This is a genomic window from Paenibacillus riograndensis SBR5, from assembly GCF_000981585.1.
In the GTDB taxonomy this organism is placed as follows: Bacteria; Bacillota; Bacilli; order Paenibacillales; family Paenibacillaceae; genus Paenibacillus_AQ; species Paenibacillus_AQ riograndensis.
In genome coordinates this window covers 2,759,103-2,771,825 of sequence record NZ_LN831776.1, presented here as the reverse complement: position 1 = coordinate 2,771,825, position 12,723 = coordinate 2,759,103, and the positions used below count along the sequence as shown (strand labels likewise).

At 47.1% G+C, this 12,723-nt stretch carries 11 protein-coding genes; 6 read left to right on the top strand and 5 right to left on the bottom strand.

Translation table 11 applies throughout. The features are described 5' to 3' along the window. The first annotated feature begins 34 nt into the window (after positions 1-34). On the top strand, positions 35-1,789 hold the full coding sequence (locus PRIO_RS11200; protein ID WP_020428730.1) for a FapA family protein: 1,755 nt from the start codon (positions 35-37) through the stop codon (positions 1,787-1,789). 36 nt (positions 1,790-1,825) lie between these two features. Here PRIO_RS11200 and PRIO_RS11195 read toward each other — a convergent pair whose 3' ends face one another. From PRIO_RS11195 to PRIO_RS11185, 3 genes are read right to left on the bottom strand one after another with little or no spacing between them, the layout of a single operon-like run. Next, positions 1,826-2,065, bottom strand: coding sequence for a hypothetical protein (locus PRIO_RS11195; protein ID WP_231869866.1), 240 nt, complete (start codon positions 2,063-2,065; stop codon positions 1,826-1,828). Then, positions 2,062-3,285 carry a Ger(x)C family spore germination protein gene (locus PRIO_RS11190; RefSeq protein WP_020428727.1) on the bottom strand — a complete coding sequence of 408 codons (1,224 nt, stop codon included), beginning with the start codon at positions 3,283-3,285 and terminating at the stop codon, positions 2,062-2,064. The genes PRIO_RS11195 and PRIO_RS11190 overlap by 4 nt, the downstream gene beginning before the upstream one ends. 9 nt (positions 3,286-3,294) lie before the next feature. Continuing rightward, complete coding sequence (locus tag PRIO_RS11185) at positions 3,295-4,812, bottom strand: spore germination protein (protein ID WP_046506765.1); 1,518 nt, start codon at positions 4,810-4,812, stop codon at positions 3,295-3,297. Positions 4,813-4,967: 155 nt separating this feature from the next. Here PRIO_RS11185 and PRIO_RS11180 point away from each other — a divergent pair, with 155 nt between their 5' ends. Beyond that, positions 4,968-6,077 carry a GerAB/ArcD/ProY family transporter gene (locus PRIO_RS11180; protein ID WP_020428725.1) on the top strand — a complete coding sequence of 370 codons (1,110 nt, stop codon included), beginning with the start codon at positions 4,968-4,970 and terminating at the stop codon, positions 6,075-6,077. Positions 6,078-6,489: 412 nt separating this feature from the next. On the opposite strand, the gene PRIO_RS11170 is transcribed toward PRIO_RS11180, so the two are convergent. Next, positions 6,490-7,305, bottom strand: a complete 816-nt coding sequence (locus PRIO_RS11170; RefSeq protein ID WP_020428723.1) for a serine/threonine protein kinase — start codon at positions 7,303-7,305, stop codon at positions 6,490-6,492. Positions 7,306-7,712: 407 nt separating this feature from the next. On the opposite strand from PRIO_RS11170, the gene PRIO_RS11165 reads away from it, so the two are divergent. The 3 genes from PRIO_RS11165 to PRIO_RS11155 are packed head-to-tail and all read left to right on the top strand — an operon-like array spanning position 7,713 to position 11,462. Continuing rightward, the gene (locus tag PRIO_RS11165; protein ID WP_020428721.1) at positions 7,713-9,191 is read left to right on the top strand and encodes a spore germination protein; all 1,479 of its coding nucleotides are present in this window, start codon (positions 7,713-7,715) and stop codon (positions 9,189-9,191) included. Continuing rightward, the gene (locus PRIO_RS11160) at positions 9,160-10,347 is read left to right on the top strand and encodes a Ger(x)C family spore germination protein (RefSeq protein ID WP_331709833.1); all 1,188 of its coding nucleotides are present in this window, start codon (positions 9,160-9,162) and stop codon (positions 10,345-10,347) included. The genes PRIO_RS11165 and PRIO_RS11160 overlap by 32 nt, the downstream gene beginning before the upstream one ends. Continuing rightward, the gene (locus tag PRIO_RS11155; RefSeq protein ID WP_046502342.1) at positions 10,347-11,462 is read left to right on the top strand and encodes a GerAB/ArcD/ProY family transporter; all 1,116 of its coding nucleotides are present in this window, start codon (positions 10,347-10,349) and stop codon (positions 11,460-11,462) included. Before PRIO_RS11160 ends, PRIO_RS11155 begins: the two co-directional genes overlap by 1 nt. Here the strand turns inward: PRIO_RS11155 and PRIO_RS11150 are convergent. Then, on the bottom strand, positions 11,459-11,818 hold the full coding sequence (locus PRIO_RS11150; protein ID WP_046502339.1) for a winged helix-turn-helix transcriptional regulator: 360 nt from the start codon (positions 11,816-11,818) through the stop codon (positions 11,459-11,461). The two genes, PRIO_RS11155 and PRIO_RS11150, sit on opposite strands and share 4 nt — an antisense overlap. A 152-nt stretch (positions 11,819-11,970) precedes the next feature. Between PRIO_RS11150 and PRIO_RS11145 the strand changes: the two genes are divergently transcribed. Then, the gene (locus PRIO_RS11145; RefSeq protein ID WP_046502337.1) at positions 11,971-12,702 is read left to right on the top strand and encodes an NADPH-dependent F420 reductase; all 732 of its coding nucleotides are present in this window, start codon (positions 11,971-11,973) and stop codon (positions 12,700-12,702) included. The last annotated feature ends 21 nt before the right edge of the window (positions 12,703-12,723 follow it).

Below are 12,723 nucleotides of genomic sequence, written 5' to 3'. Positions count from 1 at the left end.
TGCCCATTGATTATATAAAAAGGAGCCAAACGCAATGCCACAGCGCACCACCGAGAAAAACGGCATTATTATTGTCCAGAACAACCAGTTCTACATTACCTCCCCGCTGCCCGGCGGCAAGCCGGCAATCCTTTCCGCTATCCCGCCTGTTGTGCTGGAGCTTAATCATCAGCCGGTAGCTGGTCCCGTACCCGTTGTATCCTCCGACCGGGTTACCTGGTCCATACAAGAACCGCCTCCCTATGAGATCACCGTCTCCGACGATAAACTCCAAGCCTTCCTTACCCTGAACCGTGTCGAACAGTATAAATGGAATCTGGTGAACAGCCCGGCGTCGAGCCATCTCGCGGTAAGGGCTGAAATGGACTCTTCCGCTCTGCTGTCCACCCTCGGGATTGAACAGATTATTGCCGATTTGGAGAAAAAAACGATTTCGCAAAACCTGAATATCCCCGCCATCTATGCAGAATTGAATCATCCGACCCATCTGCCGATTTGTGTGGCGGAAGGCAGGCCGCCTGCTGCAGGCGAAGACGCCAAGCTTGATTTGTTTTTTTCCGGGCTTGCCGGAAACCCTTTCAATCCCTTAGAAGAGGCTGCGGATTCCCCCGATCCACTCCGGATTCCCTGTGCCCGGAAAGGCGATGTCATTGCCCGCAAGCACCTTCCCCGCGACGGTGTACCCGGGTACGATGTATACGGCAGTATTCTGCCCGCCGCACCTCCCAGGGATATCAAAGTTGTAGCCAAAGAGGGCACTCTGCTGCTGCCAAGCCATGAAATTACAGCCCTTACAGAAGGCCGGCCGCGTGTGACCGGCACAAAGGTCAAAACTTTCGATATCACAACCGCATATACCGTTCCGGGCTGTGTGAACCGCCATACAGGCAATATCGTCTTCTCCGGCGATGTAATTGTACACCAGGACGTGGAAGACAACTCGATCATCGAGTCCTTAGGGAATGTGTATGTATGCGGCAATGTCCAGAATTCTACCATTACAGCAACAGGCAGTATTTATATACTGGGCAATGTGGGCAACAGCCAGTTGTATTCAGGCTCCTTCGGCGTAACCTACAACCGTCTCTATCACCTCTCCGAGAAGCTGATCGAAGAAGTCAACCTCTTGCGGGAAGCCTCCAGACTGCTGACCTATGAATTACAGTCCCGACAGCAGACGGTAAAGTTCGGGCAGGTCATTCTGCTGCTCATGGAGACTAAATATAAGAAGATTCCCGTCCTGACCCGTGATCTGGAGTCCATAGTTGCCGGCATTAAATATACCTCTCATCCAGACAACAGCCAGCTGCAGCGGATTCTGGACATTTTCTTACGGCCAGCCCAGTTCATCGATGCCTTTAATGATGCCTTGCTGGTGTCGTTATTGAAATTGCTGAAGGATCTGTATACCGGGGTAGCCCGCATGGAGGAAGCCAACGTCTGTGTTGACATCCCCGAGTGCCATAACACCATCATCAAATCAAGCGGCGATATTTGCATTCGCAAGGACGGGACCCTGCAAAGCGATCTGCTTTCCCTGGCAGACATCACCTTCTTGCTGCCGGAGGCAGTCTGCCGGGAATCACAGCTGGAGGCCGGCGGGAACCTGACTGCACCAATAGTAAGCGGCGAATCAGGCGCCCATTCATTGCTAAAAGCCGGCCATAAAATCAGTGTCCGCAAAATGGACGCAGGCAGAGTAACCGTCGGCCGCCATTCCCAAGAGATCACCGGGCCCGTCGAGGACATGATCTTCACCCCGCAGAATCTCAGCGGAGGGGCGGAGTGAGCGGAGGGAGAACGGGTACGAGGAAGTGTCTGCAGCCTAATAAAACCAAGACTCAAACAAAGTGTTGACTGGCTTGTAGATCATTATGACCAGGTACAGCGGGCTGGGGACTTTTACTTTGTTGAGCGAACAGTAGACCGCGGCAATGCCCATGGCCCAGAACAGGAACCATACCAGGCGGTCGCGGGTCCTGCCTTTCCGCTTCAGCAAGGGCAGGTCGATGGCAATACAGCCGGCCGCAATCACAAGAAAAAACAGCAGCATATTGGGGTTCACTCCTTGATATCGTCAACAAAAGATTTGTCTGTAACGCCGATCCGGGTAATCGACACGCTGGCACTGTAATGAACGGGCAGCGACTTCAGGTAATCTTCTCCCTTCCGCTGCTGCAGTTTGGCCCAGGCCTGCGGTTTCGCACGGTAGATCATCTGTCCAAAGCCCATGATATCCACATTGTATTTCTCATTAATCTGCTCAGCTGCCGACTTCATCAGGTAGACTATCCGCTCTTCCGATTTCTTCTCCAGCTCTGTGATGACCTTCTCCGACTCCAGATTATCCCGGCTTTCTACCTCTTCCACATTGCACTCCGCCTTTACATGAATGTAAATATGCGGCTCTCCATTGATTATTTTCACCTTACGTTTAGTGGATGAGTGCAGCGCTTCAATAACAATGGGCCGGCCGTCGTCTCCTATGATCGGACCCGAGCTGTGGACAATATTATTGGAGATATAATTGAAGCCGATCACCTCTCCATCGCTTAACCACCCGATCATCTTGTCCTTCTTGAATACAGCGACACTGCGGTAACGCAAACTGGCCCTGGGGGTACTCTCTTCGAGATTGCTCTTCTTGTCACCCTCTTTAGCATTGCCGGTTATCTCAACTCCGGTCAATACCGGATTTATTCCTTCATAGATCAGATTTTCAATAAATTTGATCAAAGGAACAGCGACTGTCCTGGCGGATTCCTTATGGGATTTATCCATCGCATTAAACAATTTATTCGCCGGCAATTTATCCATCGGGGTAAGAATCTTTAGAACCTCTTTTGCAGTGGTGTCTTTTGCGACCATGACATAGTAATCATTTCGCGGCTCCCGGCTCCGTATCAGCACATCAAGAGTCTCGGCGATACCGGCACGTGCGAGTTCCTCCCCGATCACCAGGACCCGGATATGCCCTTTGTAGCCTGATCTCGAACTGAGAAGACTGTACTGCCGGTCAGCTTCATAAATTGTCGGGACTGTGAAGTCGGATACAACCACTGGTACCCCGCCCCCACCCGTTCCTCCAACCGTCTGTGAGGAAATCGCAGAAGGGATAACTACCTGCATCGTGACCCTGTAGCCGGATTCCGCCTTATCCAGTCCCATTCCCAATATAAAGCCCATTTCATTTAATTCCCTTCTTTCCCAGCAGCCGCTGAGCAGGAAGGGGGCGAGAAGAGTAAACAGCAGCATGAAAAGAGTTCTACTTTTTTTAGGGCTCATAAACATTCCTCACTTAGATGTGCCTTGGCGGTTAGGGTTTTGAATTTTACTGTTTGTCGGTCTTGACTTTAAGAACGGCCAGGGGAAGCGGAAGAGCGAATCCTTCAGATCCTTGGATTGGTATGGACCGATTGGACTCATATACGGCATCCCGAAGGAACGCAGGCTGGCCAAATGCATCACAATGATAAAGACACCGAACAAAATGCCATACAATCCGATAAAGCCGGCCAGGATGATTAATGCAAAACGAAGGATTCTTGCGGCAATGGCCATTCCCGTTTCAGGGATGACAAAGCTTGAAATGGCCGTAATGGAGACGATGATAACCATCGCTGATGAAATAAAGCCCGCTGAAACCGCCGCCTGGCCAATCACCAGCGTACCGACGATGGAGATAGCCTGCCCTATGTTCTTCGGTATTCTCACGCCCGCTTCCCGCAAGATCTCATACGTCAATTCCATCAGGATTACTTCCACGAACGCCGGAAAGGGAACGCTCTCCCTCTGTGCGGCAAGACTGATGACGAGCGTGGTAGGGATCATCTCCTGATGATAAGTAGTGACCGCTACATAAAAAGAGGGGGCAAGCAAGGTAATGAAAAAAGATAAAAAACGGATGAAACGCAGCAAGGTGGCAATATCCGCCCGCTGATAGTAATCTTCTGCCGATTGAAAAAAGGAAACAAAAAAAGTGGGCACCAGCAGGACAAACGGTGTGCCGTCAACAAGAATCGCCACCTTGCCCTCGAGAATTCCTGCCGCGATGGTGTCCGGCCGGTCGCTGTTATACACAGTCGGAAAAGGCGTCGCTGCCTTATCCTGAATAAATTCCTCGATATATCCGCTCTCCAGAATGCTGTCTGTATCAATTTTGTCCAGCCGGCGTTTGACCTCCTGTACAAGATCAGGGTTGGCTATGTGGGTGAGATACATAATAGATACGCTGGTCTGTGTCACTCTTCCGATCTGCAAAGTCTCCAGCCATAGCTGGGGGTCTTTGATTTTTCTCCGGATCAGCGCCGTGTTCGTCCGTAAATTCTCGGTGAATCCCTCCATCGGGCCCCGTACAACCGTCTGTGAGCTTGGTTCACTGACATTGCGGTCCTCCCACCCGGGCAGCCCGATCCGCAGCGCACTTGAGGTTCCATCCACCAGCACCATCACATTGCCGGACAGCAGCTGGTGAACAAATGGCTCCAGGTCACGGGTGACGGATATATCTCCTGCCATCAGAATGCGTTTGTGCAGAAGCTCAAGCTTCTGCCCGGCATCCAGAGCTTTCAGCCGGTCCGGAGTACAGCCTTCCTGTAGCGAAAAAAGTATGGAATTATGCAGCACTTGCGTATCCACAAGGCCGTCTATATAAATCACGGCGATTTGCGTACAAGGATCCGGCTGCAGCTCTTTGATCACCAGATCCGTGCTTTTCCCGAAAAGCTGAACCAGCTGCTGCTGATTTTCCTTAAGACAGGATGACAATGTGGCAAAGTTCGTATCCTTCAAGTCGCATCCTCCACTTTCCATAGACATGGTGTAAATAGTATGATGCAGAATTTGATAATTATCCCTGCCGGCCCCTATTTGAAGCTATGGTGCATAATTGTGGAAGAAATTTGCATGCTAAGAAAAGGGTGAAAAAATGGCTGAAGGACAGCTTGCAGCCGATACGGAGGAATATCATGAGTCTTGAAAAGGACCGGATCAGTTCGGCTCAAATGGTCATACTGGGACTTTTGACGCTTATTGGTGATATGGCGCTTGTATATCCTTCAGTCATGGCAGCCGGCGCCCACGAGGATGCGTGGATTGCCGGGCTCATTAGTATTCCGTTGGGGCTGGCAACCGTTAAATTAATGATATCCGCCGCAAATATCAATCCAAATCAGACAATTATCGAGCTTTCAACCCAAGTTTTAGGAAGATGGGTAGGCGGAGCTGTAGCGGTGAGTTATTTGTTCTTTTTCCTGATGGCTGCATCCGTTTATGTCAGAGAAATTGAAGATTTCATGTGCACACAAATTTATGAGGCGACACCCGGCGGGGTGATCCGCTTCATGGCCATTGTCCTCCTGGTGTACGGCCTGCGGCTGGGTCTGGAGAATCTGGGCCGGTCGGCACAGATCTTTTTTCCTTTTTTTGCCCTGTTTCTGCTCTCCCTGATCCTGCTGTATCCCAATATTGAAATGGACCGGATCTATCCTATTCTGAATACTCCTTTTCCTGATATGCTGCACACCATTATGTACGGTGTATATTATCCGTACGGGGAAATGTGCGTGTTCTTCATGGTTTATCCCTTTGCCCAAAAACACAGCAAAACGAGCCGCGATATATTCATCTCCCTTTTCATCGGAGCTATCGGCCTTAACCTGATTGTGTTTCTTTCTCTGTCGGTACTCGGGCCCTATTTTTCCGAGCATGAATTTTATCCGGCCTATATTCTTGCCCAACGAATCAACATCGGCAATTTTCTGCAGCGGGTTGAAGCACTGTTGGCCACCACCTGGATTATCAGCACTTACTTCAAAACAGCGCTTTATCTCTACGCCTTTGTCTTAGGGACAGCCCAGTTGCTGAAGCTGAAAACCTACAAGCATCTGATCTTTCCGGCGGGTTTTCTGATTTACGGCATGACGAATCTGCTGGCCAAAGATATTATTTTCTACGTTAAGGGAATTCCACCTTATTGGGTGGATTGGGACTTCACCTATGCATTTGTCTTCCCGTCGCTCCTGCTCATTGTTAATTATTTCAGGAAACGCTCCGCCCAAGCCAGGGAACAAGGGTAAACTAGACTATTTTCTGCTGCAGAACTGGGGCAAAACCAGCAGGTATGAATATCGTACTATAGGGTAATTAAAGAATAAGACCGCACTATGTGCGGCTTATACAACCCTAGAGGAGGAAACATGATGCTAAAAAAACTTCTTGGCAAAGTGATGCACTCCATGGAGCACTCCCAACATGGAGGGCGGTACAGATCTTCAAGCAGTCATAAAGGGAGGCCTGTATACGGCAGACATTCAAGCAGCAGCCGCGGATACAAGAGCTACTCGTCATCGGACTCACACCGCGGAGGAAACGGACATAAATATTATAAGAATCGCTACGGCAGCTCAAGCTGATCCTTGCTTGACCCTCCCTGCACGAATCACAAGGCGCCTTTCAGCTTTTGGCTGAAGGCGCTTTTGTGTTAGGATCTCAACGCAGGCTCTCATGCAAAACCTCCGCCTCGCGGACAAACAAAGTTGTATCTGAATAGGACTCCCGCTCACCAAGAAGCCGGGAAAGAAGATGCAGCATCCCGGGCGACAAATCCAGTTCCTCGCGCCAGTTCCGTTCCGCTTCTCCCGGTTCAGGCTGGTAACCGGAATACAGCATGAACAGCATGAATTGTCCGATGTCATACAAATCCGAGGCGATAACCGGCGGCATCTGTTTCGGGAGCTCCCCCGTCGCCGGCTTCCGTTCATCACACACGGTTTCTTTCTCGCCGATCCGCCTCGCCAGCCCGAAATCAATTAAGTACATTTCTTCTCCTTTAAGGATCACATTAGGGATGCGCAGATCCAGGTGAACATATCCACGGGCATGGACATGGGCTACCAGTTCCATCAGTTTCAATGTCGCGGCCAGACACTCCCGCTCCCCGTAGACGATATGCTCATCAAAGATCAGATCTTCCAGCGTTTTCCCCTCGATATAATCGGTTACCAGCCAGTTGGAGCCTTTGTACTCAAAATAATCACGGCACTTGGGAATGTTGGGATGATCCATGGACCTCAAGACATCACTTTCCTTGCCAAGCAAAACCCGGCCCACCGCTTTCTTGCTCGGTCTGGACTGTTTGACGGCCACAAAAGCCCCACCCTTATTGTCCCAGCACCGGTAGGTCAGCCCGTAGCTCCCTTGCCCCAACAATGATTCTATCTTATATCGTTCGCCGATCCCCGTCCCCTCCGGGAGCGGATAATCCCGCCAGGCCCGGACAAATCCCCGCCACCACTCAAATGCCATTACTCTTTTCTTCCTCCGTTCTCTATAAGCGTAAAGGATGCTGTACAGAGTGAACTTAAGATATTTACATTAGGGACTTCGTCGGGACTACGGAGAATGTTTGAACTTCCGGCCGCTGCCCATCTGCAGATTTCTTGAATTTATACCGCTGTTCGCGGTGGAAATCTGCAGACAAAGGCGGACGCTACCGCTCCTCCAGTTCCAAACTTCCCCTCCATCCCTTTTCCCTTTTGTTAGCTTTTCAAGTTCACTTTATATAGCAGTGTTATTATCGCATAGATAGCGATAATCAGCAGCTTATGGAAGTAAGCCGGGTTACTGCAAAAGTATGAAGGCATCAACGGATATTTATCCTTATCTTGCACATATTACATGTATGCATATTGAAGATTTTGAAGGAGGTCATCATGAAAAGCGCATTCGAGGCGAACTTAGATTATCTAAAAAAGACCCTTGATCACCTCCCTGATATCATCTTCAAAAAAATGCATGTGGGGCAACCGGGGATTCAGATAGCTATGGTCTATCTCTCCGGAATTGCAGATGCAGATATGCTAAACGAACATATCGTTAAGCCGCTCATTTTAACCGGAATCCGTGAAAGACATTCCCAATTTAATCCGGAAAAACTGAAGGAAGAATTGATACAGCAGACGGCTTTTACGATCAATACGAAAGAAGCAGCAGATATTGAGGCATGCGTGATTGAAGTGTTATCAGGAAATACTTGTCTCCTGATCGAAGGAAACGAGGAATTTTTTGTTGTTTCTACGGGCAAGTTCCCATTGCGCAGTGTTGAAGAACCAAACACCGAGACTCTGGTGAGAGGGCCAAGAGAAGGTTTTATCGAGGATCTGGAAAGCAACCTGGCCATGATAAGACGGCACATCAAAGATCTCAGTTTCAAAATTGATAAAATAAGGATAGGAAGAAGATCTTCTCGAAAATTAGCGGTCTTGTACATATCGGATATCGCAAACCCGAAGCTGGTCCAGGAAGTTAAACGAAGAGTCGAAACAATTGATGTGGATGATGCTTCCGACACCGGGATTATTGAGCAATGGATCGAGGAAAGTTCATGGTCTCCATTTCCTCAGATTCAAGCTTCTGAACGCTCGGATAAAGCAATCACTGCTTTAATGTCCGGAAGAGTCGTCATTCTCCTGGATGGCACGCCATTCGCTCTGATAGCTCCCATGACCTTCTGGATGCTGGCCCAATCCCCAGAGGATTATTACGAGCGGTTTCCTTTAGGAACATTTTTTCGTTTGCTTCGATTAACGGCCCTTTTCATTGCAACATTCCTACCTTCGCTGTACGTCGCACTCATTTCATTCCATCCCGGACTGATCCCGCCCGAGCTGGTGATATCTATCATTTCCTCAAGAGAGGGGATTCCTTTTCCCGTTTTTGTGGAGGCTTTAATCATGGAGGTATCATTGGAAATATTGCGCGAGGCAAGTCTGCGGCTGCCCAAAGGCATAGGACAGGTTATAGGTATTGTAGGCGGCCTTGTAATTGGACAAGCAGCCGTCGAGGCGGCCGTCGTAAGTTCTTTCCTGATTATTATCGTGGGTCTCACTGCCATTGCATCCTTTGCAAGCCCGCAGTACAGCGGCAGTATTGGAATTCGGCTCCTTCGGTTCCCTATTATGATCATCGCAGCGATTTATGGCCTCTATGGTGTGATTTTAGCCTTTATTTTTTTAGGTGCGCACATGGTCCAGATCAAAAGCTTTGGGGTTCCTTACATGTCACCTCTGGCCCCAATCCGCTTAAGAGATCAACAAGATACTTTGGTCCGGGTTCCTTTTAAATATCAGAAAAAGCGTCCTATAATGCTAAAGACACAGGATGAAACATCCGCTAACAGGAAAAGGAGGTGAGCTTATGACCGTTTTCAGCTTTCGGTCCCGCCGGATCGTACCGGTACGAAAATGTATTGCCGCATGTATGGCTTGTGCCTTTCTCACCGGTTGCTGGGATAGCAAGGAGATCGATAAGTTGAGTATCATTCAAGGGGTTGCCATTGATACGAATCAGGATATGCTGGAGCTTACCTATCAGCATTTAATAGCGCAGAAATCTCAAAAAAATACGTATACCAATGTAACAACCTTGAATAAAGATTCCATCCAAGCTGCTTCCAGGGATCAGGCAAAGCTAGTGTCCCGTTCTCCCTTATATAATTTTATTCGCATAGTGCTGATTAGTGACCAGGCTCTAGAACATACAAGAATCGATCAATTATTAGATACGTTTACCCGTTCCTATAAGCCAAGCCGAAAATCCCTTGTTATGATCGTGAAGGGCAATGCAAAAGAAGCACTCAATATGCTCGGCAAACATAAAGAGATGCCTTCCATTGACCTTGAAGAACTGGCCGATAACAGTGCCTTCAACTCTAAAATCCCCCGTAAAATACGATTTGGGGAAATTTCTATACATATTTCGCAAGGAACTGACTTTATCATTCAACGTCTGGAAACCAATGAAGACAATCATTTGTCAGGCGCAGCATTGGTCAGCGGCAAAACGAAGAGATTTGCTGGCTGGGTTAATGAAGCGGAGGTTACTGGAATCAACTGGATACAAGGCAGGTCGAAGGGTTCCATTATTAAAGTTGAGGACCCCAAGACGCAACAACACATGGTCTTTGAAGTTGAGGATGTTCATAGTAAACTTATTCCCCGCGTCAATGGAAAAGATCTCTCATTCACGGTTCGTATCAAAACAGATATCAAATTAAACGAAACCTCTGTTATTTCTGCGGAGCTCCTGAAGGAACCGTTCATCCGATCCGCTAAAGAAACGGTGGAAGATGAAATCAGACGGATGGCGCTCCAATCGTTAAACAAGCTCCAAAAAGAATTGAGAGCAGATGTAGCCGGTTTCGGCACAAAGGTAAAAGTGAACTATCCTGCCTATTGGGATCAGGTAAAAGACAAATGGCAGGATACATTCAGTGAAATACCGGTCAATGTTCAGGTTAAAGTACAGATTGAACGAACAGGTGCTTATACCAAAGGAGCGGGAGCGTAATGCCCAATATACCTTCCATAAAACAGGAAAAAATATCTACACTTCAAGCCCTATTAACAGTAACTTCGACCGTGTACGCTGTGGCAATTGTCAGTTTACCACGGACCATCGCAGAACAGACGCAAACGCCTGACGTGTGGCAGGGGCTTTTGCTGGCAAGTCTGTTTGGGGTAGGGGTCGTTTTTATCAACGTGAAATTGTGCCAGCGATTTCCAGGGAAGACGTTCTATGAGCTTAATTCTGTGATCACAGGTAAATTTATCAGCCTTCTCATCAATATTGCGTTCATGGTATATTGCGTGATGATCTGCTCTCTTGTATGCAGAATGATGGCAGAATTCCTCAAAGCCCTTGCATTGGAGAAAACTCCGGTAAGCATGATTCTTTTGCCGTTTCTTCTGCTTATTGGTTATTTGACCTCTGGCGGCCTTCATGCGATGGTTCGCCTGATCGAGCTTTTTTTTCCCTTAACCTTGATTGTTTATTTATTGCTGATTATTCTCAATATCAACCATTTTGACTTAGATCATCTGCGCCCTGTTTTCCATCAGGGATGGGGGCCGATCTTCAAATCTCTTAAAGTTGTACCTTTTGCGACGCTGGGTTATGAATCCATGCTCATTTTAACTAATTTTATGGTCAATCCACAAAAAGCATGGAAGGCGGGGGCGATCGGATATTCAATTGCCATGGCTTTGTATGTCTTGATGGTAACAATGGTCATTGGATGTATGTCGGTTGAAGAAGTTTCCCGTTTGCAATGGCCCGTTGTTTCTTTTGCACAGCAAATTGAGTTCCCCGGGTCGTTCCTGGAACGGTTTGAAATATTTTTTATCATTTTGTGGACGATCAAAATTTTCATGACCACCGCAAATTATTATTTTTATCTTGTAGCCGGGATCAGCCAGCTCACCCAAAAGTGGAACGGATACATTTATTATCTCCCGTTGATTTTCATATTTGCCGTGAGCATATACCCCAAAAATTTTGTTGTAATAGATAACTTTGATACAGTAGCGGGGTATTTTGGAATCATCATGTGCGCGGCAGTACCCTTGGTGCTTCTCCTCATTTCCATGGTCTTCCGCATAAGGGGGAATCCGGATAATGGTTAATCTAATTTGTCTCCAAAATTCTCTCCGAATTCCTTCATTAGATCAATAATTGGAATCAATTGCTCCCCTTTTGATGTTAATGAATATTCAACATGCGGTGGCACCTCGGGATAAACTTTACGATTAATTAAGCCATCCTCTTCTAATTCCCGAAGTTGCTTTGTTAGAGACCCCTGCGAAATTCCCCATAAAAGAGTCTTGATTTCATTGTACCGATGCGGTTTAAACTTTAAAAACCAAAGAATCAGATACTTCCAACGTCCTGAAAGCAGGTTTTGGGTATAGGCAATGCTATATATTTCTCTGTGATCCGTCTTACATTCTTCATTAAATCCATCTTTGTTTATTCTAGACATCGGTTCCACCTCATTCTGCGGTTAGGTACAAAAAAAAGTACTATGTCATTATTTATTGCCCTCTTCAAAAAAACAAGTAACGTATATATATTAGTGCATGTAGTACAAATTACTCAATCGGGTCAATGTAAATGGAAATAGGAGGAATGAAAATGAGATTCGGAATTATAGGTGCTGGACCCATTGGGTCTAATATTGCGAAAAAATTGGTTGAGAATGGACATGATGTTAAGATTGCAGATGCTCGTGGAATTGAACGCTTGGAAGGAAAAAAACTTACAGGAACACCTGTGATCGTAGAAGATGTAATTAAAAATATTGATGTTCTTATAACATCTATCCCTTTTCACGCACTGCCAAGCATTCGTAACGTTGTAAATAAAGTTGGGGAGGAAGTTGTTGTTGTCGACACTTCAAATTATTATCCTCAAATGAGCGGTAAAATTGAGGAAATTGAGAACGGGATGGTTGAAAGTGTCTGGGTATCCAATCATTTAGGTAGACCTATCATTAAAGCTTTCAACAATTTCTTAGCCTATACGTTAGAACATCATGGAACTCCCGAAGGAACTCATGGACGCATTGCCATAGCAATTGCTGGTGATAACCTGTCCCATAAACAAATAATCATAGGTGTCGCAAATGTTCTAGGCTTTGACGCCGTTGATAGTGGTTCTTTAAGCGATTCGTGGAGACAACAGCCAGGAACCCCAGCGTACTGTACAGAACTTACCAAAGAGGAACTAGCCATAGCCTTAAATCAAGCAAATAAAGAAAAAGCTCCATTTCTGCGTGATAAGGTGATGGAAAAGCTGTCAGCTTCTCAAGGTGCGCTTTCAATTCAAGATATTGTTAAAGCAAATAGAGAAATATTCAATTCCTAAGTTAAGAGACCTAGGACAGAA